This is a genomic window from Streptomyces sp. NPDC020807, assembly GCF_040641575.1.
Taxonomy (GTDB): Bacteria; Actinomycetota; Actinomycetes; order Streptomycetales; family Streptomycetaceae; genus Streptomyces.
Window position 1 is genome coordinate 267,197 of record NZ_JBFADU010000004.1, and the last position, 26,142, is coordinate 293,338.

Sequence of the window (26,142 nt, forward strand, 5' to 3'; positions counted from 1 at the left end):
GCTACCTTTCTTCCGCGCCCCGCAGATCTGGGCTGTGGACAACTACTTCACGAGGTCGGCGCGCAGGTCGTCGAGGACGCTGTTCGCGGCCGTGACGCCGAGGCCGAGGTACCAGGTCTCGTCCGGGACGTCCTTCGCCTGGCCCTTCTTGACGGCGCCCAGGTTCTTCCAGAGCGGGTTGGCCTGGGCGGCGCTCTTCTTGGTGGCCTTGGCGTCGCCGTAGACGCCGGTGAAGATCCAGTCGGCGTCCGCCTCGTCGATCTTCTCGGGGCTGATCTCGGCGGCGAGCTCGTTGATCTGCTGGTTCTTGGGCCGCGGCAGACCGGCGTCCTCGAGGATCGTGCCAATGAAGGAGGCCTTCGCGTACAGGCGGATCTTGCCGGGGAGGTAGCGGACCATGGAGATGGTCGGCTTGTCGGGACCGACGTCCGTGCCGAGCTGCTTGGCCTTCGTCTCGTACGCGGCGAGCTTCGTCTTCGCCTCGGCGGTCTTGTCGAGCGCGGCGGCGTTGAGGAGGTAGTTCTCCTTCCAGGTGAAGCCCGGGCGGATGGAGAAGACGGTCGGCGCGATCTGCGAGAGCTCGTCGTACTTGTCGGCGGCGCGCAGCTGGCTGCCGAGGATGAGGTCCGGCTCCAGGTTGGCGATGGCCTCGAGGTTGAGGTTGTTGATGGTGCCGACGGACTTCGGGTTGCCGGCGTCCTTGGCGAGGTAGCCGGGGATGCCGTCGTCGCCCTCGGAGGGGGCGTAGCCGACGGGCTTGACGCCGAGGGAGACGACGTTGTCGAGCTCGCCGACGTCGAGGACGACGACCCGCTTGGGCGCGGCCTTGAGCTCGGTCGTGCCGAGGGCGTGGGTGAGGGTGCGCGGGAACTGCCCGGCCTTGGCGTCCGTGCCCATGGCCGCGGTCTTGGCGGCGGCGTCGCCGAAGTCCTTGCCGCCGGTGGCGACGTCCTTCTTCTTGCCGGCGTCCCCCTGGGCCTCCTTGGCTCCGCTGGTCTCCTTCGCGGAGGCGTCGGATCCGTTGTCCCCTCCTCCGCAGGCCGCGAGCGAGAGCGCGGCGGCGAGGGCGACGACGGTGGCGGTACCGCGGCGGCGGAAGGACATACGGAGCTCCTGGTACGGGGTGTACGGGGACGGGGGCACGACCTGGACGGAGCCACAGACTCCGCTTAGGTTCGCCTTACCTTACTCACCACCGGCCACTCCAGCACAGCCGCCCCCTCCCCCGCGGCCGAACCGATCGACGACCACCCTTATGTGTGAAGTGACCGGGGTCGTGTTGTTCGGCAGGAAGTGCGAAAACTAGCTTCGGGGCCGGAGGTGACGAGTCGATGACAGCGTGTGCCATCGAGACCGGGGAGGACTCCGGGGAGGACGAGGGCCGCGAGGGGGACCTCGGGCACGACAGCCCGTTCGTGATCACGGCGAACGGCGCCTACGCGGCGCGCCTCGCGGGCGCCGGGGACGCCCTGTTCGTGGAGCGGTGGACGCTCGACGGCCCGGAGCCGTACGCCGTCCCGCTCCCCCTCGGCCAGCCGGAGGAGCCGGGCACCCAGGTGCTGCCGCTCGCCGACGGCCGGGTCCTGGTCGCCCGCCGCGTCGACGGCCGGCGCATCACGTTCTCCCTGCTCTACCCGACGGGCCCGGAGACCGGCGAGCTCCAGCTCGGCGCCGTGGAGGCGCCCGGCTCCGAGCGGCTGGTCCTGCTGCCGCCCTCGCCCGACGGCATCTGCGCGTACGCGATGTGCGTCGGCCCCGACACGACGACGCTGTGGCTGGTGGCGGGCGGCGCGTTCGGCCCCGAGCAGGTCGCGGAGGTGAGGGGAGACTGCTCGGGCGGGGTGTGGCTGGACCGTACGGGCCGGATGCTGGCGCTCGACCGGCGGCTCGGCGACGGGCCGGTGAAGGCCGTCGCCGTCGACCTGGAGCGGGGTGGCGAGGTCACGCCCCTGCTCCAGATCACCGAGGAGAGCGACGACCGGCTGCTGCTCGCCGACCCGGACAGCGGGCTGCTCCTGATCCGCTCCGACGCGCCGTCGCCGGGCCGGGAGCGGCTCGGCTGGGGGGTGCTCGGGAGCCTGTTGCCGGTGCGGTTCCCGGAGTGCCTGCGGCTGGACGACGCGGAGGTGACGCCCTTCGCCGTGCAGCCGGGGCAGGTGCTGATGCCGGAGAGCTGCTCGGTGGCGCTGCGGATCGACGCGGGCGGCGGGAGCTGGGTGGGGACCTGGGAGCCGTCGTCGCGCCGCCTGGTGCAGGCGGCGGCGCCGGCGGGGTGGCTGGCGGGGTCGGGGCTGTGGACGGCGGAGGGCGTGCTGCGGCTGCCGCACGTGACGGCCGAGACGCCGTGCGGGCTCGCGGAGCTGGAGGTCCCGCCGGAACCGGAGCCGGACCCCGCGGTGGCCTTGGACCCCGCGGTGGCCTTGGACCCCGGCGTCGTGGTGGACGCCGACGAGCCGCGGGTGTGCCGTCCGGTGCCCTTGCAGCAGGCGCCCCTGACCGACCGCAAACCGGCTGGTTAGACTCACGGGCCGCACGGCAAGACCGATTTCTACGGGGTGAGTTCCAGCGGTGAGTTCCAGCAAGTCGGAAGCGAGCACGGAGGGCCAGGAGCCGAACGGCTCCGGGAAGCACCGCGGCAAGGCCTCGTCGGCGGAGGACTCCACGTCCTCCCCGCACGGGCGCCACCGCCGCGAACCCGACGCGCGGTGACCGGATTCGGTGACGCGAGACGGTGAAGGGCCCCGGGTCTCCCCGGGGCCCTTCACCGTTCCCCACCGTTCCCCACCGTGTCCCCCCTGGACCGGTTCCGTCCCCGCTCAGCCCTTCTTCAGGCCGAGCACCTCGGCCGCGGCGAAGGTCTCGCCGGCCGGGCGGGACGCGTAGTGCGGCGTGAGGAGCCCGTCGAGCTCCTCGTACGTGAACGCCTCCTTGGAGGTGTCGAACTTCGCCGACACCTTCGGCCGGTCCACGACCGCGACCATCCCGCCGTGGACGACGAGCAGTTGTCCGTTGACCCCGGCCGCGGCCGGGGAGGCGAGGTAGCCGACGAGCGGCGCCACGTGCTCCGGGGACAGCGGGTCGAGGTCGCCCTCGCCGGTCGGCTCGGCGAAGCCGGCGAAGACGTCCTCGGTCATCCGGGTGCGGGCCCGCGGGCAGATGGCGTTGGCGGTCACCCCGTACCGGGCGAGCGCGAGCGCCGAGGAGGTCGTGAGGCCGACGATGCCGCCCTTGGCCGCCGCGTAGTTCGGCTGTCCGGCCGAACCGGCGAGGAAGGCCTCGGAGGAGGTGTTGACGATCCGGCCGTAGACGCCGGTCTCCCCCGCCTTGGAGCGGCCCCGCCAGTGCACGGCGGCGAAGTGGGTGGTGTTGAAGTGGCCCTTGAGGTGGACCCGGATCACCGAGTCCCACTCGTCCTCGCTCATCGAGAAGACCATCCGGTCGCGGAGGATGCCCGCGTTGTTGACCAGGACGTCCAGCTTCCCGAACTCGCTCACCGCGAGGTCGACCAGGCCGCGGGCCGTCTCGAAGTCGGAGACGTCGCCGAGGTGGGCGACCGCCCGCCCGCCGGCCGCGCGGATCTCGGCGGCGACCTCCTCGGCCGGCGCGGCGGAGGCGTCGCCGGAGCCGTCGCGTCCCGGCTGGCCGTAGTCGTTGACGACGACGGCCGCGCCGAGCCGGGCGAGTTCGAGCGCCTCGGCGCGGCCGAGACCGCGCCCGGCGCCGGTGACGATCGCGCTCAGCCCCTCAAGAGGGAGTGACATGGAAGGGGTCCTCTCAGATCTCGATGCAGGTACGGAGGGCGACACCGGTCCGCATCTGCTCGATGGCCTCGTTGATGCCGGCCAGCGGGACCCGGTGGGTGATGAGCGACTCCAGGTCGATGCGGCCGGCCCGCCAGAGCGCGATGGTCCGCTCGTACGAGGTGAGGACGTCCCCGCCGCCGTACATGGAGGGGAGGATCCGCTTCTCGTCGAAGAACAGCTCGAACATGTTGAGCTGGAGGAAGTCGTCGAGGGCCCCGGCGCCGACGACGCAGAGGGTGCCGCCGCGGCGGGTCGTCTCGTACGCGGTGCGGGCGGTGGCGGACTTGCCGACGACCTCGAAGACGTAGTCGAAGCCCTCGCCGCCGGTGATCCGCTGCTTGGCGTCGGCGAGGGCGTCGGGGGCGACGGCCTCGGTGGCGCCGAAGCGGAGGGCGGCCTCGCGGCGGGACTCGACGGGGTCGACGGCGATGATCTGGGCGGCGCCCTGGAGCTTCGCGCCCTGGATGGCGGAGATGCCGACGCCGCCGCAGCCGATGACGGCGACCGAGGAACCGGCCTTCACCTGGGCGGTGTTGATGGCGGCACCGAGGCCCGTCGTGACGCCGCAGCCGATGAGGGCGGCGATGTCGAAGGGGACGTCGTCGGGGATGGGCACGGCGCAGCCGGCGGGGACGACGACCTCCTCGGTGAAGGTGCCGGTGCCGGCGAAGCCGAAGACGTCACCGCCGGGGCGCTTGAAGTTGGGGACTCCGGCGTTGAAGAACCCGGCCAGGCAGAGCTGCGTCTGGCCGCGCTTGCAGGCGGCGCAGGTGCCGCAGGCGGGCAGCCAGCAGAGCAGGACGCGCTGGCCGGGGGTGAGCCCGGTGACGCCGTCGCCGACGTCGAGGATCTCGCCGGCGCCCTCGTGCCCGGGGATGAAGGGGGCGGGCTGCGGGAGGATGCCGCTCATGGCGGAGACGTCGGAGTGGCAGAGCCCGGTGGCCCGTACCCGGATCTTCACCTTGCCGGGCCCGAAGCCCACCGCCTCGACGTCGTCGAGGACCTCCAGCTTGTCCTGGCCGATCTCGTGCAGTACGGCTGCGCGCATGGTGCGGCTCCAATCGGTGCGGATCGCGGATCTACTACGGATCAGGAGTGTTCGACGACGGTGTCGGCGAGGACGGTGGCGTCGTCGCGCTCGACGGCGGTGACCGTCACCTGGACGCGGCCCTCCTCGGCCCACATCCGGACGCGGAGGGTCTCGCCGGGGAAGACGATTCCGGCGAAGCGCGTGCGGTACGAGCGGACGCGGGTGACGTCCCCGCCGAGGAGGGTGTCGACGACGGCCTTGAGGGTCATGCCGTACGAGCACAGGCCGTGCAGGATCGGCCGGTCGAAGCCGGCGAGCTTGGCGAACTCGGGGTCGGCGTGGAGCGGGTTCCAGTCGCCGGAGAGCCGGTAGAGCAGCGCCTGCTCCTCGCGGATCGGCCGCTCGACGGTGGCGTCGGGGGCGCGCTCCGGAAGCGGCAGCCGCTCGGAGGGGCCCCTGTCCCCGCCCCAGCCGCCCTCTCCCCGGACGAAGATCTGCGCGTCGTTGGTCCACAGCGGCCCGTCGTCGTCGGACGCCTCGGTGCGCAGGACGAGGACGGCGGCCTTGCCCTTGTCGTACACGGCGGCGACGCGCGAGGTGGAGACGGCCCGGCCGCTGACGGGCAGCGGCCGGTGGAGGGTGACGGTCTGGCCGCCGTGCAGGACGGCGGCGAGGTCGACGTCGACGCCGGGGGCGGAGAGCCCCCCGGCGACCGCCATCCCGGCGCCCGCGACGGTGGCGAAGCTGGGCAGCACGTGGAGCCGGGACTCCAGGGTGTACCGCAGCTCGTCGGGATCGGTCGCGGGCACGCCCGCGCCGAGTCCCAGGTGGTAGAGCTGGACGTCCTTGTGGTCCCAGGAGATCTCGGCGCTGCGGGGTTCGGCGGCGACGGCCTTGGCGGGGTCGATCGGCATCGGGCTGCTGCTCCTCGTGGGCGGGACACGAAAAAGACCTCGGCGCGACCGTCCGCACCGTCGGTCGCACCGAGGCCGCGCGGGACCGTCCCGGAACGCGGCCGTTCTAGAACGCGTTCTAGGTCGGTGGACCCCATGTATAGCCGAGGCGCATGGAGTTGGGAACCCTTCCGGAGGGCGCGAACTGACGAAACGTCAGATCCATGCCCCAGGACATTTGTCACCGCCAAGTCCGTACGTCCGCGCCTGCCGGGAAGGGCACCCGGATCCCTAGCGTCATCCGTATGACAGACGCACCCGCGGTCACCTTCGAGGCCGCCTCCAGAATCCACGGGACGGTCCGCGCCGTCGACGGGCTCGACCTCACCGTCCGACGGGGCGAGACCGTGGCCCTGCTCGGACGGAACGGCGCGGGAAAGTCCACCGCCATCGGCCTGCTCCTCGGCCTCGACGAGCCCGACACCGGCCGCGTCTCCCTCTTCGGCGCCACACCGGCCCGCGCCGTCGCCGCCGGCCGGGTCGGTGCGATGCTCCAGGAGGGTCGGCCCGTACCGCGGGTCACCGTCCGCGAACTCGTCACGTTCGTCGCCCGCACCCACCCCGCACCGATGCCGGTCGGGGAAGTGCTCGCCGTCTCCGGGCTGACCGAGCTGGCCGGCCGCCGCGTCGACCGGCTTTCCGGTGGGCAGGTCCAGCGGGTCCGCTTCGCCGTCGCCCTTGCCGGCAACCCGGAACTGGTCGTCCTGGACGAGCCGACGGCCGCTCTCGACGTCGAGGCCCGGCAGGAGTTCTGGGGCTCCCTGCGCGGCTACGCGCTCCGCGGCAACACCGTCCTGTTCTCCACGCACTATCTGGAGGAGGCCGACGCGCACGCGGACCGGATCGTCGTCCTCGAATCCGGTCGGGTGCGCGCCGACGGCACGACCGGGGAGCTCAAGCGGGCCGCCGGCGGCGGCCACGTCTCCTTCGACCTCGGCGGCGGCACGACCGAGTGGCTCGGGCTGCTCCCCGGCGTCACGTCGTACGAGCTCCGCGGCGACCGGGCCCGGCTGCGCACGAGCGATCCCGACGCGACCGTCCGCGCGCTCGCGGAGCGGGACGCGATCCGTTCCCTCGACGTCGCTCCGGCCTCCCTCGGCGACGCCTTCCTCGCCCTCACCCACCGACCGTCCCCGGTGCCCACGCCTCTGGAGAGCGTCCGATGATCACCGCGTACGTCCGGCTCGAAGTGCGCCGCACTCTGCGCGACCCCGGCTTCACCATCGCGACGATCGGCGTCCCGGTGATGATGTACCTCCTCTTCACCAACCTCGGCACGGTCGACGGCGGGCACAGGACGGCCGCGATGGTCGGCATGGCGGCGTACGGAGCGCTCGGTGCGGCCCTCTCCGTCGGCACCGGGATCGCCGAGGACAAGTCCACCGGCTGGCTCCGGCAGTTGCGGGTCACTCCCATGACACCCCGCCAGATCGTGACGGGCCGCGCCCTGACCGGGTCGGTGGTCGTGCTCCCCGCGATCGGGGGCGTCCTCCTCGCGGGTGGCCTGGCCAACGGCGTCCGCCTGGACGCCTGGCAGTGGCCGGCCGTCGCTCTCGTCCTCTGGCTCGGCTCGCTCCCCTTCACCCTGCTCGGCCTCGGCAACGGCTACCGGCACACGCCCCAGACGGCCGGCGTCGTCAACGTCGCGTGCAACCTCGGGCTCGCCGTCGTCGGCGGCCTCTGGTTCCCCGCCGCCCTCTTCCCCGACTGGCTCCGCGTCCTCTCCGCCTACACCCCCACCCACCCTTTCGCGGAGCTGGGCGTGTCCGTGGCGGACGGGACGGCCCCGGGGGTGACGGCCCCGACGGTCGTCGCGGTGTGGACGGCGCTGTTCGGCGCGTACGCGGCCGTCTCGTACCGTCGTTCGGCGAGGACGGCGTAGGGAGCGGGCGTGCGGAACGGACGGGTCGCGAAGGCGGTCACGGGGGTACGGAAGCGAGCGCGGGCCCGGTCGGGGCGCGGGCCGACCGGGCTGAGCCTGCTGCCCTGGCTCCTGATGGCGGGCGGCGCGCTCTCCCACCTCCTCCGCGGCGAGGCGCCGTACCCCTGGGCCGGCGGGCTCGGACTGCTCGGCTTCGCCACGCTGTACGTCGTCCTCGTCTTCCGCGCCTTCGACCCGCACCGCAGGAAGACCCCGCGAACCTGGGGTCTCCTCGCGCTCTTCGCCGTTCTCACGTTCGCGCTCGCCACCGGCTACGGCCGCGAGTGGCTGCTCCTCTTCCCGCTCCTGGGCCTCGCGGTCGGGGCGGTGGTCCGGCGCGGCAAGCTGCTGCCTCTGATCACGTTCCCGCTGGTCGGAGCGGTGGGCGCGGTGACGTTCTGGCGGGACGACTGGGACTCCGTCGGCATCGTGTACGGCACGTTCATCTCCGTGATGGTGACGGCCGCGATCCTCGCGCTCGACGAGACGGTCCGGCAGCTGCTGGTGACCCGGGAGGAGCTGGCCAGGGCGGCTGTCGAGAAGGAACGACTGCGGTTCTCCCGCGACCTGCACGACCTGCTGGGCCACACCCTCTCGGTGATCGTCGTGAAGTCGGAGGCCGCGCGGCGGCTCGCCCCGCACGACCTGGACGCCGCACTCGCCCAGGTGGGCGACATCGAGTCGGTGGGCCGCCAGGCCCTCACCGAGATCCGCGAGGCCGTCACCGGCTACCGCGAGGGCAGCCTCACGGCGGAGCTGGACCGGGCACGCGACGCGCTCTCCTCAGCGGGCATCTCCCCGGTCGTACACCAGGCGGGCCCGCTTCCGGAGCCGCAGACGGAGGCGCTGCTCGGCTGGGTCGTACGGGAGTCCGCGACCAACGCCATCCGCCACAGCGGGGCGACGAGTTGCGTGATCGCCCTCGACGGCACGCCCGACCGGATCCGCCTCACCGTGACGGACGACGGCCGCGGCCCGCTGGGACAGGCGCCCGGCACCGGCCTGGTCGGCCTGCGCGAACGGGTCGCGGCGGCAGGCGGCACCCTGACGACGGGCCCGGGCCCCCGGGGCGGCTTCCGGGTCACGGCCGAGCTCCCCACGGAGACGGGCTCGGGCACCGCGAGCGACGGCACCCTCGAACGCCAGTAGCCTTCGCCCATGGCACTGCGACCCGACGAGTTCTACGACCACGCGACGACCGCCGCCGACGCCGAACGACGGCTCCCCCTGGCCCGTATGACGGGGTGGGACATCAGCCCGTTCGAACCGGACGGCCTGCGCGTCGCGCCTCTGCGCCCGCCGGTACTGCCCGAGCCTCCCCGGCACGGGGAGGACCCGGCGGACTGCGCATCGTGCCGCAGCGGCGAGGAGGGCATCTGGTTCGACGAGCGGTGGCGGCTCACCCGGATACCGAAGGCCGGCGTGCCGCTGGTGCTGATGCTGCACCCGCTCGACCACCACGACCTGGCGGACCTGCCCGACGACCTGGCGGCCGAGTTGGGCGTGCTCAGCACGCACATCGCCCGCCACGTCCAGGCGCTCCCGCATGTCTCGCGGGCCCACGTCTATCGCATCGGCGACGGCGGCGCCCACCTCCACATCTGGTTCTTCGCCCGCCCCGAGGGCCAGAGCCAGCTGTACGGGTCGTGGATGCCCGTCTGGGACGACCTGCTCCCGGAGTACCCCGAGGGCGTGGCCGAGGCGGACGCGGCGGCCGTGGTGGACGCGCTGATCGCCTCGTACGGAGGCCACCGCTGAGCAGCCGGTAGCCCGACCGCGGCGCGGTGTCGTGGGGGCGGACCTACGCTGTTGTCCATGACCGAGATGCCGCAGGACCACCGCCCCGTGAAGTCGGTGCGCGTCCTTCTCGCCGAGGACCAGGGCATGATGCGCGGCGCGCTCGCGCTGTTGCTCGGGATGGAGCACGACATCGAGGTCGTGGCGCAGGTGGGGCGTGGGGACGAGGTCGTCGACGCGGCGTTGCTCGCCCGGCCCGACGTGGCCCTGCTCGACATCGAGCTGCCGGGGCGGTCGGGGCTCGACGCCGCGGCGGACCTGCGGGATCAGGCGCCGGAGTGCCGGGTGCTGATTCTGACGACCTTCGGCCGGCCCGGATATCTGCGCCGCGCCATGGAGGCGGGCGCGGTCGGGTTCCTCGTCAAGGACGGGCCGGTCGAGGAGCTCGCGGAGGCCGTGCGGATGGCGTTGCGCGGGGAGACGGTCATCGACCCCGCGCTCGCCGCGGCGGCGCTCGGCGCGGGTCCGAACCCGCTGACCGCCCGCGAGCGGGAGGCTCTCGCCGCCTCGGTGGACGGGGCGACGGTCGCGGACATCGCGGCGAAGCTCCGCCTCTCCGAGTCCACCGTCCGCAACTACCTGTCGTCGGCGATCGGCAAGACGTCCACCCGCAACCGCATGGAGGCGGTGCGGGCGGCGCGTCAGCAGGGGTGGTTGTAGCGGCGGGGGCGGCCGCGGGCCGCCGCCGGTGTTCAGTCCGCGCGCCGCGGCTGCTTCGGCAGGGCCAGCGCCATGAAGGCCGCCGCCACGACGAGGATGCCCGTCGCCGCGCGGAAGGCCGTCGCGTAGCCCGGGACCAGGGCGCCCGAGGCGGCGGCGGACGCCGAGGCCGCGACCGTCGACAGGACCGCGAGGCCCAGGGCTCCGCCCATCGTGCGGGAGGTGTTGACGAGGCCCGAGACCAGGCCCGCGTCGCCCGGGGCCGCGCCGCTCGTCGCGAGGGTGGCGAGCGGGGTCGTGGCGAGGCCGAGGCCGAGCATCATGAGGATGCCGGGGCCGAGGATCGTGCCCAGGAAGGTGCCGTCGGCGGTCAGCGTCGACTGCCAGGCGAAGCCCGCCGCGCCGATGAGCGCGCCGGCCACGGCGACGTTCCGGGCGCCGAGCGTCCGCATGAGGCGCGGGGCCGCCTTGGAGCCGAGGATCACGCTGAGCGAGCTGGGGACGAGCGCCAGGCCCGCCTGGAGCGGGGTGTAGCCGAGCACGTTCTGCGCGTACACCGTCATGAAGAACCACATGCCGAAGGACGTCGAACCGCACAGCAGGATCGCCACGTTGGCCGCCGTCACCGCGCGGTTGCGGAAGAGGGACAGCGGCATCAGCGGGACCTCGGCGCGGGCCTCCACCGCGACGAAGGCGGCCAGGAGGACGAGACCTCCCAGGAGGGTGAGGAGGACGGACGGGTCGGTCCAGGACGTCTCCTCGGTGCGCCCGATCCCGTACGCCAGGGTGGCCAGGCCCGCCGTGACGAGGACGGCGCCGGGCAGGTCGAGGCGGCGGCCCGTGCCCTTGCCGGTCTCGCGGAGGCCGAGCGCGGCGGCGACGAGGACGACCATGCCGACGGGGATGTTGATGAGGAGGACCCAGCGCCAGGACAGCAGGTCCACGAGCGCCCCGCCGACGAACCCGCCCGCCGCGCCGCCGGCCGCGCCGACCGCCGCCCACGTGCCGATCGCGCGGGTGCGGGCCGGGCCCGCCGGGACCGCGCCGGTGATCAGGGTCAGCGTCGCCGGCGACAGGAAGGCGGCACCGAGGCCCTGCACCGCCCGCGCGCCGATCAGGTACGGCCCCGACGGCGCCAGGCCGCCGACGACCGAGGCCGCCGTGAAGAGCCCGAGCCCGAGCAGGAACACCGCCTTCCGCCCGTACAGGTCGGCCGCCCTGCCGCCGAACAGCATGAAGCCCGCGAAGGCGATGGCGTACGCGTTCAGGACCCACTGGAGGCCGAGCGGCGACAGGCCGAGGTCGGTGCGCATCGAGGGCAGGGCGACGTTCACGACGGAGACGTCGAGGACGACGAGGAACTGGCCCGCGCAGGCGGTCGCGACGATCAGCCAGGGGCGGAGGGGGCGGGGCGGTCGGGGAGGGGCGCTCGTGGCGGAGTCGGTGACGTCGGTGGCGTCGGTGGCGTCGGTCTGCGGCATGGGTGTCATGGTCGCAGACCGCTCCTGCCCCGTACATCCGGATATCGACCCAGGCGTGGACCTAGGACTTCCGCAGCAGCGTCACCACGGCCGCCCCGCCCAGACCGATGTTGTGCGCGAGCCCGACCCGCGCCCCCGGCACCTGCCTCGGCCCCGCCTCGCCCCGCAGCTGCCACACCAGCTCCGCCGCCTGCGCCAGGCCGGTCGCGCCGAGCGGGTGGCCCTTGGAGATGAGGCCGCCGGAGGGGTTCACGACCCAGCGGCCGCCGTACGTCGTCGCGCCGGACTCGACGAGCTTGCCCGAGGCGCCCTCCGCGCACATGCCGAGCGCCTCGTACGTCAGCAGCTCGTTGATGGAGAAGCAGTCGTGGAGCTCGACGACGTCCACGTCCTCGATGCCGAGCCCGGAGCGCTCGTACGCGAGACGGGCCGCCTCCCGCGACATGGGGCGGCCGACGGCGTCGATGCAGGAGCCCGAGGCGAAGGACGCGTCGGTGTCGGTGGTCATCGCCTGGCCCGCGATCTCCACCGCCTTCTCCCGCAGCCCGAACTCCTCGACGAACCGCTCGGAGACGACGAGCACCGCCGCCGCGCCGTCGGAGGTCGGCGAGCACTGGAGCTTGGTGAGCGGCCGGTGGACGGTCTTGGCGGCGAGGATCTCGTCGACCGTGTAGACGTCCTGGAACTGGGCGTTGGGGTTGTTCGCCGAGTGCTGGTGGTTCTTGGCGCCGACGGCGGCGAGCTGCACCTCCGTCGTCCCGTACCGCTCCATGTGCTCCCGGGCCGCGTTGCCGAAGATCTGGGCGGTGGGCGGGGACATCTCGAAGCCGTGGGCGGCGGCCATGATGCCGTAGTGGCGGGCGACGGGCGAGGTCTTGAAGTCGCCGGCGCCCGCGCCGCCGCCCAGGGCGCCCTTGGTCATCTTCTCGAAGCCGAGGGCGAGGACGCAGTCGGCGACGCCGCCCTCGACGAACTGCCGGGCGGTCATGAGGGCGGTGGAGCCGGTCGCGCAGTTGTTGTTGAGGTTGTAGACGGGGATGCCGGTGAGACCGAGCTCGTACACGGCACGCTGTCCTGCGGTGGAGGCCTGGAAGCAGTAGCCGACGACGGCCTGTTCCACGCTGCCGTACGGGATCCCGGCGTCCGCGAGGGCGGCGGTGCCGGCCTCCCCGGCCATGTCCCAGTACTGCCAGTCCCGGGTCTCCGGCTTCTCGAACTTCGTCATCCCGACGCCGACGACGTAGGCCTTGGCGGTCATCGTGGCTCCCCTCAGTCTCTCGGCAGGCCGAGCAGGCGCTCGGCGACGACATTCAGCTGTACTTGGGTGGTGCCGCCCGCGATGGTCAGGCAGCGGGACATGAGCAGTCCGTGCAGGGCCCGTTCGCCGGGGCCCTCGCGCAGGGCGCCGTCCGGGCCGAGGAGTTCGAGCGTGAGCTCGGCGACCTTCTGCTGGTGGAGGGTCTGGACGAGCTTGCGGACGGAGGCGCCCGCGCCCGGTTCGAGGCCGGAGACCTGGAGCAGGGTGGTGCGCAGGCCGATGCAGGCGAGGGCGTGGGCCTCGGCGAGGAGGCCCCCGATCCGTACGCGGGTGGCGCCGTCCGCCTGTTCCGCGCGCTGGATGAGGGCTTCGAGGCCGCTGTCGAAGACGACCTGGTCGGCCATGTGGACGCGCTCGTTGCCGAGGGTGTTGCGGGCGACCCGCCAGCCGTCGTTCACCTCGCCGACGACGGCGTCGGCGGGCAGGACGGCCCCGTCGAACCAGACCTCGTTGAAGAGGGAGTCGCCGGTGATCTCCTTGAGCGGCCGGATGTCGATCCCCGGGGTGTTCCTCATGTCGACGAGGAAGTAGGTGAGCCCCTTGTGCTTGGGGGCGGTGGGGTCGGTCCGGGCGAGCAGGATGCCGTGGTGGGCCCACTGGGCGGCGCTCGTCCACACCTTCTGGCCGGTGATCCGCCAGGTCCCGTCCTCGGCGCGTTCGGCGCGGGTGCGGAGGGAGGCGAGGTCGGACCCGGCCTCGGGTTCGGAGAAGAGCTGGCACCAGAGGCGTTCGCCGCGCAGGGTGGGGGCGAGGTGCTCGGCCTGCTGGGCGGGGGTGCCGTGGGCGAGGAGCGAGGGGACGACCCAGGCGCCGATGCCGAGTCCGGCGACGGTGATCCCGGCCTCCTCCAGCTCCTTCTGCACCGCGAGCTGCTGGAGCGGGCCCGCGCCGAGGCCGTACGGCTCCGGGAGGTGCGGTGCCGCGTAGCCGGTGGGGGCGAGGGCGCGCCGGGCGGCGGCCGGGTCGAGTCCGGCGGCGGGGGCGACGGCTTCGCGGGCGGCGGTGCGGTACGGGTCGGCCTCGGGCGGCAGGTCGAGGCGGAGGCCGCGGCGGGCGCCGTCGGCGGCGTGCCGGAGGGCGGCGAGGCGGTGGTGGTCGCCGGTGCCGAGGAGCTGGCGGGCGACGAGGGCGCGGCGCAGGAGCAGGTGGGCGTCGTGTTCCCAGGTGAAGCCGATGCCGCCGAGGATCTGGATGCAGTCCTTGGCGCAGGTGAAGGCGGCGTCGAGGGCGGTGGCGGCGGCGAGGGCGGCGGTGAGGGAGCGGGCGGGGTCGTGGGTGGCGCGGGCGGCGTCCCAGGCGAGGGCGCGGGCCTGTTCGAGCCGGACGAGCATGTCGGCACAGAGGTGTTTGACGCCCTGGAACTGTCCGATGGGGCGGCCGAACTGCTCGCGGGTGCGGGCGTGTTCGGCGGCGGTGTCGACGGCGCGGGCGGCGGTGCCGCAGGCGTCGGCGGCGAGGAGGACGGCGGCGAGGTCGCGGACGAGGCCGGGTTCGAGGTCGAGGGCGCGGGCGGCGGGGACGTGGGCGGCGCGGGCGGTGACCTCGGCGGTGGGCCGGGTCGGGTCGGCGCTCTCGTGGGGCCGTACGGTCAGCCCCTCGGCGTCGGCGGTGTCCACGGCGAGCCAGACGGAGCCGTCGGCGGTGGCGGCGCGGAGGAGCAGCAGGTCGGCCTGGGCGCCGCCGAGGACGGGCGGGGCGAGGCCGTCGAGCAGGTAGCCGCCGTCGGCGCGGACGGCGGTGAGGCTGCCGGTGCCGCCGAGGGCGACGGCGGCGATCCGCTCGCCGCCGGCGATCGCGGCGACGAGCTCCCCGTGGCCGCCGGCCCGGTGGAGGACCTCGGCGGCGAGGACGGAGCCGAGGTACGGCCCCGGGAGCAGCGCCCGCGCGGCCTCCTCCACGACGACGACGAGGTCTCCGAGGTCGCCGCCCCCGCCCCCGTACTCCTCGGGGAGGTGCAGTCCGAGGAGCCCCTGTCCGACGGCGGCGTCCCAGTAGGCGGGGCGCCCGGCGGCGGCGCCGGGGACGTCGAGGTGCTTGCGCACCTCCTCGGACGGTACGGCCCGGGCGAGCCAGCCCCGGACGGACCGGCCGAGCTCCCGCTGTTCGTGCGTGATGGCGATGCCCATGCGGCGCAGACTAGAACACGTTCCATTGCGACGGAAGAGCTGACGATAAGTCAGATGCAGGGCGTCAGGGGGCACATGGACAGCGGACGGAGGCTCCGCGCCGTGCAAGGATCGTCCGGAGGACCGCTTCACGCACGGGGGGAACACCATGAACGCGAGCCTGACGGCGCTGCTGATCGCCGTGGTCGGTGTGGCCGGAACGCTCGGCGCGGCGCTGCTGACGCAGAGCCGCGCGGAGCGCACCAAGCTCCTGGAGCTCCGGGCCGCCGCCGAGCAGCGGCGCGAGGAGCACGCCCACGCCGAGCGGTCGGCCCACGCGGAGCAGGAGCGGCAACGGCAGCGCGAGAGCCTGGAGCGCCGGCGCGCGTGCTACATCGCGCTGAACACCACGGCACGCCACTTCCTGACCTCGATGACGAACCACCTGCACGCGGTGCGGCGCGGCGAGGACGAAGCCGCCTCCCTGGAGACCCTGGAGGCGGCCAGGGGCGCCTTCCGGGACTGCTTCGCGGAGTCCCAGATGATCGCCCCGGCCCCCGTTCGGCAGCACGTCGGCCAGGCCAGGCAACGGCTCCTCGGAGCGTACGGATCGCTCCGGACGTACCTGGACGACCCCGACGCGCACGCGGCGGAGCTGGCGGCCATGGAGGACGCGCTCCACCAGGACGTCTGGCCCTTCCTGGGCGCGATGAAGGACGCCATGCGCAGAGACCTGGGCGTCGACGACTGACGGCGTGCCACACCGGAGGCGGCCCGTTGTCAGTGGCGCCTGTCACGATCGCTGTCGAACCACACCCCGTACGACGGAGAGAGTGAGCACACCATGGGCACCTGGGACATCGGTCCGTTCGACAACGACGCCGCCGCCGACTTCTCGTGGCGCGTCGACGAAGCGCCCGCCGAGCGGCGGGCGGAGGTGCTGCGGGCGGCGTTCCAGGAGGTGGTCGGGACCGGGGAGGACGCCTACCTGGACTCGGACTACGCCGCACAGGCCGTCGCGGCGGCGGCGCTGGTCGCCGCGGGGTGCCCGGGCGGGGAGGCGGTCGCGACCTCGTACGGGCCGAAGCAGCCGCTGCCCGAACTCCCCGCGGCCCTGCGCCCGCTCGCCGTCGCCGCCCTGGACCGCACGCTCGGGCCGGAGTCGGAGCTCCTCGAACTGTGGGAGGAGTCCGGCGACGACACGTGGGCCGCGGGCATACGGAAGCTGCGGGCGGTGCTGGCGGGGGCCTGACCGGCACCCGGGCGGTGCCGGCGGGCCCTGACCGGCACCCGGGCGGTGCCGGCGGGGGCCTGACCGGCACCCGGGCGGTGCCGGCGGGGGCCTGACGGTGTCGGGGGGCGGGCGCGTAGGGCACGATGGGCGCGCGTATCCGCGTACCCGCCAGTAGGAGGACCCATGGCCGCCGAGCCCGCTCCCGAGATCCTTGCCGCCTTCGAGGCGGCCAAGGGGTTCATGCCCGTCGTGGAGGGGCTCGCGCTGTACGAGGCCGCCACCGAGGCGGCCAAGCTCGGCCTGCCGCTCCTGGAGGTCGGGACGTACTGCGGGCGGTCCACGATCCTGCTCGCCGACGCCGCCCGGCAGGCGGGGACGGTCGCGGTGACCGTCGACCACCACCGGGGCAGCGAGGAGCAGCAGCCGGGCTGGGAGTACCACGACCCGACCGTGGTCGACCCGGAGGTGGGGCTGATGGACACGCTGCCGACGTTCCGCCGCACCCTGCACAAGGCCGGCCTGGAGGAGCACGTCATCGCGGTCGTCGGCCGCTCGCCGCTGGTCGCGCAGGCCTGGGGCGGCGAGCTCGGCCTCGTCTTCGTCGACGGCGGGCACACCGACGAGCACGCCGTGAACGACTACGAGGGTTGGGCCCCCAAGGTCGCCCCCGGGGGCCTGCTCGTCATCCACGACGTCTTCCCGGACCCGGCGGACGGCGGACAGGCCCCGTACCGGATCTACCTCCGGGCGCTGGAGTCCGGCGACTTCGAGGAGGTCTCGGTCACCGACTCCCTCCGGGTGCTGCGCCGCCGCTGAGCCGGTGGGAGCGGCGGGGGCGGCGGGGCCGTGCGGTCCCGCCACCCTGCGCCCGGGGCTCAGAACAGGCTGGTCACGTACAGACAGTTCGTGTAGCTGTACCCCCGCTCGATCTTCGTCTTGCTGGCCTTCGTGTCCCCGTACGACGATCCGCTCGCCGCCCGCTTCTGCAGGAACTGGTAGTCGCCGGCGGGCAGCAGCAGCGTCGCCTTCGGGTACTTCGAGGCCGGACCCGCGCACGCCTTGATCTTCGGCGAGTTGACGAGCAGCGGCTCCTGGTACTTCTTGCAGGTCGCGCAGGCCTTGAGCGTGACCTTGCCGGTGATGGGACCGGTGTAGAGCACCTCGACCGAACCCGGCCCGTCGTTGCTGATGACCAGGACCATCCGCTCGCCGCCGGGGTCCTTCGCCGGAGGCAGGCGCTTCCCGGCCGCCGGCTCCTCCTCGGCGATCTCGGCGGCGATGGCGATGTCCCGGGCGTGCGCGGCCTGCGGACTGTCCGGGTAGGCCTTCGCGTAGTCGGTCATCGACGCGATCGCCTCCTCGTACTCCTTCTTCTTGAAGTGCTCCGTCCCGCAGGCGAAGTCGCCCCGCTGGACGGCCGCCTTGGCATCGCGCGTGACGCCTTCGAGGGAGGCGTCCGGCATGTCGTTCAGCGTGGTCCGGAGCGTGCGGATCTCCGCCGTCGCGCCGCACGCGTCGGAGCCGCTGTCGAGCGTGTCCGTACGCCGCTTGAGCGCGTCCCGCAGGGCCGGTTCGACCTTGGCCGTGTGCGGCGACGTCGGGAACGTGGTCATCAGCTCGTTGAGGCTCTCGGCGGCGCTCGGCACGACCGTCGTCGCCGCGAGCGCGGCCGTGCCGCACTCGTAGAGGGAGCGCGCGAGCGGCTCGTCGGTCTTCGCCGGCCGGTTCCCGAGGAGCTCCTTGTCGACGGTCCCGGCGAGCCCCCGCAGGTGCCGCAGCGGGGCGAGCGCGCCGCAGAAGTCGTTCTTCTCGTACGGGGCGGACAGCGTCTCGTAGTACGCGTCGAGCCGCGCCGGGACGAGCTTCCCGGCCCGCGAGCCCGCGTAGTGCAGTCCGAGGTCCTGGTACGCCGTCAGCGCCGTGGCGTAGGACGGCTCGGCCTTCGCGAAGGCGAGGCCGTCGGCCGACTTCACGAGCGCGTCCGCCGCCGCGAGCATGTCGAGGAGCTGCTGCTCCTTCGCCTCGTCGCGGGCCGCCCCGTACGCGAGCGTGCCGCCCGCGGGGACGGCGAGGAGCACGACGGCGAGCGGCAGCGCGAGCCGGCGGACGGCCGCGCCGATCCGCAGCGTCGCGCGCAGCCCGCGCCGGGCGCCGTCGACGGCCGCGGCGAGCAGGACCACTCCGTAGCCGATGAGGACGCCCCGGGGGACGCCGTCGACGTCGGCGGGGAGCGCGACGACGAGCAGGGCGACGGTGGCGATCCAGCAGAGGACGGCTCCGATCCAGTTCCGCAGCAGGACGTAACCGAGGCCGAGGCAGGACAGGTTGAGGAGACCGATCATGGCCGCCTGCGCCGGGTTCGCCCGGCCGCGCGGGTCGGCACCTCCGCCGCCGGGACCGTAGCCGGGCGGGGCGGCGGGCGGCGGCGGGACCGTCCCGACGCCGGACCAGCCGGGGGCGGGAGCCGGGGCGGGGCCCGGGCCTTGCCCGTAACCGGGGGTGGGGCCGGAAGCGGCGGGTACCGGGCCCTGCGCGGCGGGTACGGCGCCGCCCTGCGGCGGACCGAAGCCCCCGGCAGGCGGCGGCGTCCCCGGAGGCGTGCCCTGAGGCACGCTCGGCGGCGTGTTCACCGGCGCGCTCGGGGGGTCGCTCGGCGGCGTCCCCTGAGGCGGGCCGGCCGGCTGCCCCGGGGCCTCCCACGGCGCCGGGCCTCCGAAGCCACCCTGCGTCCCGCCCGTACCGCCAGTACCTCCCGTACCGCCAGTACCGCCCGTAGCGCCAGTACCGCCCGTAGCGCCGGTGCTTCCCTGCCCTAACCCGCCGTCACCCGGAATGCGGTCGGACGGCTCGGGGCGTGCGTCGTTCGGTTCTTCCCCCACCGGTTCCCCCTCGTGGGTCCATGCGCGGTGGCACCCCCCACCGTCGCCTCCTTCCCCTACCCTTCACCGTCCCGGCACACGCGTCCACACGTTTCCGGAACCCGGTGGCGAAAGAGACGGTGACCGAGCTGCGACGCCCCCGGTACGGGCATTCGCCCCCACCAGGCCCTAAAGTCGCGGGGTGCCGAACGACCACCGGAAGACCGCCCCCCGCCCCCTCGCCCTCGCGCTCGCCCTGGCGGGCTGCTGCGCCGCGCTCGCCGGCTGCGGAGCCTCCCGGGCGGCCGACGGCTCCGACGCCCTCGACGCCTCCGGGAAGAGCGGAACCCAGTCGCCGCCACCCGCCACGGCCTCCGCGTCGGCGTCCACCCCCGCATCCGCATCCGCGCCCGCGTCCGCCACGGCCTCCGCCGCCGCGACCGCCTCCGCCTCGGCCGGGCGCCCCCTCGCCGGCCGGACCGTCGTCGTCGACCCGGGCCACAACCCGGGGAACTTCCGGCACACCCGGGAGATCAACGAGAAGGTCGACATCGGCACGGCCCGCAAGGAGTGCGACACCACCGGCACCTCCACGAACGCGACCGCCGCGCGGGCCGCGTACACCGAGGCCGCCTTCACCCTCGACGTCTCGCACCGCCTGCGGGACCTCCTCACCGCGCGCGGCGCGAAGGTGGTCCTCACCCACGACGCCGACCGCCCCTTCGGGCCGTGCATCGACGAGCGGGCGCGGATCGGCAACGAGGCCCGTCCCGACGCCGTCGTCTCCGTCCACGCGGACGGCTCGGCCGTCGGCAACCGCGGCTTCCACGTGATCCTCCCGGCCCGCGTGCACTCCGGCGCCGCCGACACCGGCGCGATCGTCGGCCCGTCCCGCGCGCTGGGCGAGGACATCGCCGACCGCTTCGGGCGGGCGACGGGCACGAAGCCCTCCAACTACATCGGTTCCGGGACGGGGTTGGACGTCCGGAGCGACCTCGGCGGCCTGAATCTCTCGACCGTCCCCAAGGTCTTCGTCGAATGCGGCAACATGCGAGACCCCGAGGACGCCGCGCTGCTGTCCTCGGCGGCCTGGCGCCAGAAGGCCGCGCAGGGCCTGGCGGACGGCATCGAGAGCTACCTCGGAGGGTAGGGACTCCTCCCCCGGAGGGTAGGGACACCTCCCTCGGAGGGGAGAACCGGCGAGCGATAGATTCGCTCCGTACCATGGGGCGACCCCCGTGCCACGACCTGAGCGCCACCCCGACGTGACGCCGCGCACGACGCGACGACGACCCGACGAAGGACTCTTACGTGAATATCCGCTCCCTCACCCGAGGCGATGGCGTGCTGATCGGTGCAGCGGTGGTGCTGTTCATCGCCTCGTTCCTCGGCATCTCCAGCTGTGACGCCGGCCCCGAGTTCTGTGCCCGGTACGACGCCCCGAACTCCTGGGAGATGTCGCCCCTCGGCTGGGGCTCCTTCCTCCTCGGCATCGCCGGCGCGGCGCTCGTCGTCGTCTCGCACGCCCTGCCGCAGCCCCGCAAGGTGGCCGGCCTGGAGCTCGGCCAGGTCGGCGCGAGCTTCGCCATCGCCTCCGCGTGGACCCTGCTCATGTGGCTCTTCGAGGCGGAGAACGCGGGCATCGGCCTCATCCTCGGCCTGATCGGCGCCCTGCTCGTGGCCGGTGCCGCCGTCGCCGCCCCGCTGGTCCCCGCGCTGAAGGCCCCGCTGATGCCGGCGCCCTCGCCGCAGTCCGCGCAGTCGCCGTACGGCATGCAGCCCGGCCAGCCGGGTCAGCAGGGCGTCCCCGGCGGGTACGGATACCCGGGCGGCCCGCAGCCGCACCAGCAGCAGCCGTACGGCGTGCAGGACCCGTCGCAGGGCGGCGGCCAGCCGTTCGGCGGCCAGCCCGGCCCGCAGCAGCACGCCCAGCCGCAGCCGCACGCCGCGCAGCAGCAGCCCGAGCCGCAGGCCGCCCAGGCCCCGCAGGCCCAGCAGCAGCCGCAGCCCGAGGCCGCGCAGCCGCCGGCCTCGGACTTCGCGCCCTTCTGGTTCGCCGTCCCGGTCGCCCGTCCGCTGTACGCGGAGGACGGCTCGCAGGCACCGATCGCCGAACTGGCGCCCGGCACCTGGTACCTGGCCGTCGAGCAGCGCGGTCCGGGCCTGGTCGCCCAGACGCAGGACGGCCGCCGCGGTGTCCTCCAGGACACGAACGGCATCCAGCGCGGCTGACCCCCGCCCCGTACACCCACGGCCCCCCGCCACGGAATCCCTTCCGGGCGGGGGGCCGTTGGCGTACAGTCCCCCGCACCACACAATCTGACTATCCGTCAGAAAGGATGCGGGCATGCGCCTCGGACTCGCTCTCGGCTACTGGGGCCGCGGCCCCTCCCCCGCCCACCTCGACCTCGCCCGCGAGGCCGAGCGCCTCGGCTACGACTCGGTGTGGACGGCGGAGGCCTGGGGCTCCGACGCGTTCACCGCGCTCACCTGGATCGCCGCGCACACCTCGCGCATCAGGCTGGGGACCGCCGTCGCGCAGATGGCCGCCCGCACCCCGACCGCGACCGCGATGCACGCGCTCACCCTCGACCACCTCTCCGGCGGCCGAATGATGCTCGGCCTCGGCCTCTCCGGACCGCAGGTCGTCGAGGGCTGGTACGGCCGCCCGTTCCCCCGCTCCCCGCTGACCGCCACCCGGGAGTACGTGGACGTCATCCGCCAGGTCCTGCGCCGCGAGGGCCCCGTCACGCTCGACGGCCGCTTCCACGCGCACCCGTACGCCGGCGAGGACGGCACCGGCCTCGGCAAGGCCCTCAAGCCGATCACCCACCCCCTCCGGGCCGACCTGCCGGTCCTCCTCGGCGCCGAGGGCCCGAAGAACATCGCGCAGACCCTCGCCATCGCCGACGGCTGGCTCCCCCTGTACTGGTCCCCGGACCGCTGGTCCGAGGTGTACGCGCTCCCCGAACGCCTCCCGGACGGCTTCCTCGTCGCGCCCATGGTCCGCGCGCGGCTCTGCGAGGACGTCGCGGCCGGGCTGCTGCCGGTGAAGGCCATGCTCGGCTTCTACATCGGCGGCATGGGGCACGCGGCCCGGAACTTCCACGCCGACCTGATGGGACGGATGGGGTACGGGAAGGAGGCCGCCCGCATCCAGGAGCTGTTCGCGGCGGGGCGCCGTGAGGAGGCCGTCCTCGCCGTCCCGGACGCCTTCGCCGACGAGATCTCGCTCGTCGGCCCCCGGGAGCGGATCGCCGCGCGCCTGGACGCGTGGCGGAGGGGCCCGGTGACGGACCTCCTCGTCACGGCCCCGGACCCCGCCACGCTCCGCCTGCTGGCGGAGCTCAACTCCTGAGGCCCGCACCCGCCCGGCGGAAGCCCGGCCCCTCCGACGGAAGCCCGACCCGACGGCGGAAGCCCGACCCCGCCGGTGAAAGCCCGACCCGTCAGCGGAAGTCCGCGGCGTGGTCCGCCGCCCACTCCCGGAAGCCGCGGGCCGGGGTGCCCGTGATGCGCTCCACCTCGTCGTTGACCGGCTCGGGTGCGTCGAGCATGCCCGCCTGGGCGGGCAGGACGGCGTCCACCAGTTCCGGCGGGTAGCCGGCGGCCTTCATCCCCTCGACGGCCTCGTCGAGGCCGATCTCCTCGAACCGCGCCGGCCGCCCGGTCGCCTCGCCGATGAGGGCCACCTGCCGTTCCTGGGTGACGCGTTCGGGTCCGGTGAGCAGGGGGCGGGTGCCGAGCAGGGCGTCGGTGGTCAGCGCCTCGACGGCGACCGCGGCGATGTCCGCCTCGTGGATCAGGGGGCGGGCGAGGCGCGCCAGCGGCGCACGCACCACGCCCGTGGCGCGGAGCTCGTCCGCCCAGCCGAGCGTGTTGCCGGCGAAGCCGGTGGGCCGCAGGGCCGTCCACTCCAGCCCCGAGGCCTCGACGAGCCGCTCCAGGTCCGTGTGGAACCTGGTGATCGCCTCCCCGGGCGCGTCCCCCTCGGCCACGTCGGCGACTCCGGCGGACGACAGGTACACCACGCGGCGGGCGTGCTTCCCGATCGCGTCGACCACGTCCGCCGCGCCCTCGGAGCCGAGGAACGGCCACACGAGGAAGACGGCGTCGACGCCGTCCAGGGCCGGACCCAGCGACGCGGGGTCGGCGAGGTCGCCGCGGACCGCCTCCACGCCCGCCGGGAGGTCGGCCGCACCCCGGACGAGCGCCCGCACGGGCACGCCCGCCGCGTGCAGCAGGTCCACCACCGCGCCGCCGACCTTTCCGGTCGCGCCGGTCACCAGAATCGTGGGTCGTGTCATCGCCAGGCTCCTCGCCTCGTGCTCGCTCGATGACACGACCCTCGTCCCTCAACCAAGGTTGAGGTCAACCCCGGTGCCGGCCCGGTGTCAGCCGCCGGAGAGCTGGGCCGTGCTCGGGACCTTGTCCACGACCGTGGCGCCGGCGCTCTTGCCGGCGTCCTTGACGCTGTTGATGACGGACTCGAAGGCGCCGACGTCCGCCGCGCCCGCCTCGCCCTTGCGGAGCTTCGTCCCGAGGTCCTTGAGCGACTCGATCCCGGCGGAGAGCGGCGCGACCGCCTTCGAGAGCAGCGGGTCGCCCTTGGCGTTGTTCACGGCGGCCTTGAGCCGGTTGTACGTGAACGCCCCCGCGAGGCCCGCCTTCACGAGGGCGAAGGTCCGCCCGTCCGCGCCCTTCGTGAACTTGCCCGCCTTGTAGGGCTTCACGATCCACTGGTACGCGGCTCCCGCCGCCAGACCCGCGTTCGCCACGAACCGGGTCTTGGCGAGCTTCTGCTGCTCGAAGCTCGCCGACGCCGAGGGCGACGCCGACGAGGTCGCCGCCACGGCGGAGCTCACGCTCTGCGTGTCGTCGCCGCCGCACGCGGCGGTGGTCAGGAGCAGGGTGCTGGACAGCAGGAGCGCGGCGACTCCGCGCGACGTACTTCTGGGCACGACGGGACCTCCCTGGGGCTCGTCACGCCAGCCTCGCCCCGGTCCCGCGCGCCCGCCACTCGGGCGGGCCCGCGCGGGCCCGCCGTCCGCTCCTCGGCAGCGGTCCGGATCTCCTCGACGAAGGTCCGGATCCCCTCGGCAGAGGTCCGGCGCCCCTCGGCGGAGGTCCGGCGCCCCTCAGCAGCAGTCCGGGTCGAGCCCCGTCGGGAGCCGTTCGCCGCCGAAGACGGCGACGGTCGCCTCCTCGCCGCCGAGGGCCGCGACGGCGAGCAGCAGGGAGCCGGCGGTCCAGCTGGTCTGCTCCTCGGGCCACATCGCCCTGTCGGTCTCGCTGTCGCCCTCGAAGACGTACCCCGTCCAGTACATGCCGTTCGCGGCGCGCAGGTGCTGGATGTCCTGGAGGACGGCGAGCGCCCGGTCGGACTCGCCGATCGCCCAGAGGGCGAGGGCGAGTTCGCAGGACTCGCCGCCGGTGACCCAGGGGTTGGGGACGACGCAGCGGACGCCGAGTCCGGGGACGACGAACGCGTCCCAGCCGGACTCGATGCGGGCCCTGGCCTCTTCGCCGGTGACGGCGCCGCCGAGGACGGGGTAGTACCAGTCCATCGAGTAGCGGGACTTGTCGAGGAAGCGCTCGGGATGGCGGCGGATCGCGTGGCCGAGCGCGCCGGCCGCCAACTCCCAGTCGGGCTGCGGCTCTTCGCGGGCCTCGGCGATGGCGAGGGCGCAGCGCAGGGCCTGGTGGATGGAGGAGCTGCCGGTCAGGAGCGCGTCCTCGACGGCCCGGCCGTCGGGTTCGCGCTTCCAGCCGATCTGGCCGCCGGGCCGCTGGAGTCCGAGGACGAACTCGACGGCCGCGTAGACGACGGGCCACATGCGGTCGAGGAAGGCGTCGTCGCCGGTGGAGAGGTAGTGGTGCCAGACGCCGACGGCGATGTAGGCGACGAAGTTGGACTCGCGGCTCCGGTCGGTGACGTCGTCCGGGTCGCCGTCGTGGTAGGCCGCGTACCAGGAGCCGTCCTGGTTCTGGTGGCGGGCGAGCCAGGCGTAGGCGCGGGCGGCGGCCTCGTGCTCGCCGGCCGCGTCGAGGGCCATGGCCGCCTCGGTGTGGTCCCAGGGGTCGAGGTGGTGCCCCCGGAACCACGGTATGGCGCCGTCCTCGCGCTGCGTGGCGAGGATCCCGGCGACGGTCTCGGCGGCCTGTTCGGCGGTGAGCACCCCGGGCAGGACGAGGTGCTCGGCGATCCGCTCGGGGCTGGTCACGCCTGCGCCCGCGCCTTCGGGAGGTGCGGCTTGGTCGCGTACGCCACGAAGCTCTTGCCGACGACCGGGTTGAGGAGCTGCTCGGTGACCCGGGTCAGGGCGGGCTTCTTCATGATGTCCCAGACCAGGAGCTTGTGGTAGGCGCGGACCGGGAGCGCCTTGTCGTTGTCGACGCCGAAGGCGCACTTGAGCCACCAGTACGGGGCGTGCAGGGCGTGCGCGTGGTGGGTGCCGTACGGCTTGAGGCCGGCCTCGCGGATCTTGGCGAGGAGCTCGTCGGCCTTGTAGATGCGGATGTGGCCGCCCTCGACCTCGTGGTACGCGTCGGAGAGCGCCCAGCAGATCTTCTCGGGGCCGTACCGGGGCACGGTGATCGCGATCCGGCCGCCGGGCTTGAGGACGCGGACCATCTCGGCGAGGACGCCCTTGTCGTCCGGGATGTGCTCCATGACCTCGGAGATGATGACGACGTCGAAGGACTCGTCCGGGAAGGGCAGGTTGAGGGCGTCGCCCTCCATCGCGGTGGCGGTGGCCCCGGCGGGCGCCTCCCCGGCCTCCTTCATCGCCGCGAACCACTTGGCGACCTCGCGGATCTCCTCGCCGTTCTGGTCGAGGGCGACGACCTGGGCGCCGCGCCGGTAGCACTCGAAGGCGTGCCGGCCCGCACCACAGCCCAGGTCGAGCACGCGGTCGCCGGGGGCGAGCGGGAAGCGGGTGAAGTCGACGGTCAGCACGAATGCCTGCCTTCGTGGTCGGGA

25 protein-coding genes are annotated in these 26,142 nt (G+C 73.9%); 13 read left to right on the plus strand and 12 right to left on the minus strand.

Annotation, left to right across the window (positions count from 1 at the left end; genetic code table 11):
- Positions 1-42: 42 nt before the first annotated feature.
- Positions 43-1,104 carry an iron-siderophore ABC transporter substrate-binding protein gene (locus AB0G79_RS09050; RefSeq protein ID WP_360802530.1) on the minus strand — a complete coding sequence of 354 codons (1,062 nt, stop codon included), beginning with the start codon at positions 1,102-1,104 and terminating at the stop codon, positions 43-45.
- Positions 1,105-1,331: 227 nt separating this feature from the next.
- On the opposite strand from AB0G79_RS09050, the gene AB0G79_RS09055 reads away from it, so the two are divergent.
- Positions 1,332-2,519, plus strand: a complete 1,188-nt coding sequence (locus AB0G79_RS09055) for a hypothetical protein (RefSeq protein WP_360802532.1) — start codon at positions 1,332-1,334, stop codon at positions 2,517-2,519.
- 49 nt (positions 2,520-2,568) lie between these two features.
- Entirely contained in the window at positions 2,569-2,709 is a 141-nt protein-coding gene (locus AB0G79_RS09060) for a hypothetical protein (RefSeq protein WP_360802535.1), read from the plus strand.
- 107 nt (positions 2,710-2,816) lie between these two features.
- Here AB0G79_RS09060 and AB0G79_RS09065 read toward each other — a convergent pair whose 3' ends face one another.
- The 3 genes from AB0G79_RS09065 to AB0G79_RS09075 are packed head-to-tail and all read right to left on the minus strand — an operon-like array spanning position 2,817 to position 5,747.
- On the minus strand, positions 2,817-3,761 hold the full coding sequence (locus tag AB0G79_RS09065) for a 3-oxoacyl-ACP reductase (RefSeq protein WP_360802537.1): 945 nt from the start codon (positions 3,759-3,761) through the stop codon (positions 2,817-2,819).
- A 13-nt stretch (positions 3,762-3,774) separates the two neighbouring features.
- Positions 3,775-4,851 (minus strand): Zn-dependent alcohol dehydrogenase, encoded by a 1,077-nt coding sequence (locus tag AB0G79_RS09070; protein ID WP_360802540.1) that lies wholly within the window; start codon positions 4,849-4,851, stop codon positions 3,775-3,777.
- Positions 4,852-4,892: 41 nt separating this feature from the next.
- On the minus strand, positions 4,893-5,747 hold the full coding sequence (locus AB0G79_RS09075; RefSeq protein WP_360802543.1) for a MaoC/PaaZ C-terminal domain-containing protein: 855 nt from the start codon (positions 5,745-5,747) through the stop codon (positions 4,893-4,895).
- Between the two features lie 284 nt (positions 5,748-6,031).
- Here AB0G79_RS09075 and AB0G79_RS09080 point away from each other — a divergent pair, with 284 nt between their 5' ends.
- The 5 genes from AB0G79_RS09080 to AB0G79_RS09100 all read left to right on the plus strand — a co-directional run bounded on the left by AB0G79_RS09080 (position 6,032) and on the right by AB0G79_RS09100 (position 10,164).
- Positions 6,032-6,952, plus strand: a complete 921-nt coding sequence (locus AB0G79_RS09080; protein ID WP_360802546.1) for an ABC transporter ATP-binding protein — start codon at positions 6,032-6,034, stop codon at positions 6,950-6,952.
- Positions 6,949-7,668, plus strand: coding sequence for an ABC transporter permease (locus AB0G79_RS09085; protein WP_360802549.1), 720 nt, complete (start codon positions 6,949-6,951; stop codon positions 7,666-7,668). The genes AB0G79_RS09080 and AB0G79_RS09085 overlap by 4 nt, the downstream gene beginning before the upstream one ends.
- 90 nt (positions 7,669-7,758) lie before the next feature.
- Positions 7,759-8,856: a sensor histidine kinase gene (locus AB0G79_RS09090; protein WP_360803074.1), complete on the plus strand. Its 1,098-nt coding sequence runs from the start codon at positions 7,759-7,761 to the stop codon at positions 8,854-8,856.
- A gap of 9 nt (positions 8,857-8,865) precedes the next feature.
- Positions 8,866-9,465 carry a hypothetical protein gene (locus AB0G79_RS09095; RefSeq protein ID WP_360802552.1) on the plus strand — a complete coding sequence of 200 codons (600 nt, stop codon included), beginning with the start codon at positions 8,866-8,868 and terminating at the stop codon, positions 9,463-9,465.
- A 57-nt stretch (positions 9,466-9,522) separates the two neighbouring features.
- The gene (locus AB0G79_RS09100; RefSeq protein ID WP_360802555.1) at positions 9,523-10,164 is read left to right on the plus strand and encodes a response regulator transcription factor; all 642 of its coding nucleotides are present in this window, start codon (positions 9,523-9,525) and stop codon (positions 10,162-10,164) included.
- Positions 10,165-10,196: 32 nt separating this feature from the next.
- Here AB0G79_RS09100 and AB0G79_RS09105 read toward each other — a convergent pair whose 3' ends face one another.
- The 3 genes from AB0G79_RS09105 to AB0G79_RS09115 form a co-directional block, all read right to left on the minus strand.
- Positions 10,197-11,645, minus strand: a complete 1,449-nt coding sequence (locus AB0G79_RS09105) for an MFS transporter (protein WP_360802558.1) — start codon at positions 11,643-11,645, stop codon at positions 10,197-10,199.
- A gap of 61 nt (positions 11,646-11,706) precedes the next feature.
- Positions 11,707-12,903: a lipid-transfer protein gene (locus AB0G79_RS09110; protein WP_360802560.1), complete on the minus strand. Its 1,197-nt coding sequence runs from the start codon at positions 12,901-12,903 to the stop codon at positions 11,707-11,709.
- Between the two features lie 11 nt (positions 12,904-12,914).
- Complete coding sequence (locus AB0G79_RS09115; RefSeq protein ID WP_360802563.1) at positions 12,915-15,089, minus strand: acyl-CoA dehydrogenase; 2,175 nt, start codon at positions 15,087-15,089, stop codon at positions 12,915-12,917.
- 148 nt (positions 15,090-15,237) lie between these two features.
- Here AB0G79_RS09115 and AB0G79_RS09120 point away from each other — a divergent pair, with 148 nt between their 5' ends.
- From AB0G79_RS09120 to AB0G79_RS09130, 3 genes are all read left to right on the plus strand, one after another.
- On the plus strand, positions 15,238-15,819 hold the full coding sequence (locus tag AB0G79_RS09120) for a hypothetical protein (RefSeq protein WP_360802566.1): 582 nt from the start codon (positions 15,238-15,240) through the stop codon (positions 15,817-15,819).
- Positions 15,820-15,912: 93 nt separating this feature from the next.
- Positions 15,913-16,320: a DUF4259 domain-containing protein gene (locus AB0G79_RS09125; RefSeq protein ID WP_360802569.1), complete on the plus strand. Its 408-nt coding sequence runs from the start codon at positions 15,913-15,915 to the stop codon at positions 16,318-16,320.
- Between the two features lie 165 nt (positions 16,321-16,485).
- On the plus strand, positions 16,486-17,118 hold the full coding sequence (locus AB0G79_RS09130; RefSeq protein WP_360802572.1) for a class I SAM-dependent methyltransferase: 633 nt from the start codon (positions 16,486-16,488) through the stop codon (positions 17,116-17,118).
- Between the two features lie 59 nt (positions 17,119-17,177).
- On the opposite strand, the gene AB0G79_RS09135 is transcribed toward AB0G79_RS09130, so the two are convergent.
- Entirely contained in the window at positions 17,178-18,914 is a 1,737-nt protein-coding gene (locus tag AB0G79_RS09135; RefSeq protein WP_360802575.1) for a hypothetical protein, read from the minus strand.
- A 448-nt stretch (positions 18,915-19,362) separates the two neighbouring features.
- Here AB0G79_RS09135 and AB0G79_RS09140 point away from each other — a divergent pair, with 448 nt between their 5' ends.
- The 3 genes from AB0G79_RS09140 (at position 19,363) to AB0G79_RS09150 (ending at position 22,518) form a co-directional block, all read left to right on the plus strand.
- Positions 19,363-20,310 (plus strand): N-acetylmuramoyl-L-alanine amidase, encoded by a 948-nt coding sequence (locus tag AB0G79_RS09140; protein WP_360802578.1) that lies wholly within the window; start codon positions 19,363-19,365, stop codon positions 20,308-20,310.
- Positions 20,311-20,471: 161 nt separating this feature from the next.
- Positions 20,472-21,392, plus strand: a complete 921-nt coding sequence (locus tag AB0G79_RS09145; RefSeq protein WP_360802581.1) for a hypothetical protein — start codon at positions 20,472-20,474, stop codon at positions 21,390-21,392.
- Positions 21,393-21,507: 115 nt separating this feature from the next.
- On the plus strand, positions 21,508-22,518 hold the full coding sequence (locus AB0G79_RS09150) for an LLM class F420-dependent oxidoreductase (protein WP_360802584.1): 1,011 nt from the start codon (positions 21,508-21,510) through the stop codon (positions 22,516-22,518).
- A 91-nt stretch (positions 22,519-22,609) separates the two neighbouring features.
- On the opposite strand, the gene AB0G79_RS09155 is transcribed toward AB0G79_RS09150, so the two are convergent.
- The 4 genes from AB0G79_RS09155 to AB0G79_RS09170 all read right to left on the minus strand — a co-directional run bounded on the left by AB0G79_RS09155 (position 22,610) and on the right by AB0G79_RS09170 (position 26,118).
- Entirely contained in the window at positions 22,610-23,467 is an 858-nt protein-coding gene (locus AB0G79_RS09155; protein WP_360802587.1) for an NAD(P)H-binding protein, read from the minus strand.
- Between the two features lie 87 nt (positions 23,468-23,554).
- Positions 23,555-24,121, minus strand: a complete 567-nt coding sequence (locus AB0G79_RS09160; RefSeq protein WP_360802590.1) for a hypothetical protein — start codon at positions 24,119-24,121, stop codon at positions 23,555-23,557.
- Positions 24,122-24,298: 177 nt separating this feature from the next.
- Positions 24,299-25,384, minus strand: coding sequence for a prenyltransferase (locus AB0G79_RS09165; protein WP_360802593.1), 1,086 nt, complete (start codon positions 25,382-25,384; stop codon positions 24,299-24,301).
- Entirely contained in the window at positions 25,381-26,118 is a 738-nt protein-coding gene (locus tag AB0G79_RS09170; RefSeq protein ID WP_360802596.1) for a class I SAM-dependent methyltransferase, read from the minus strand. The genes AB0G79_RS09165 and AB0G79_RS09170 overlap by 4 nt, the downstream gene beginning before the upstream one ends.
- Between the last annotated feature and the right edge of the window lie 24 nt (positions 26,119-26,142).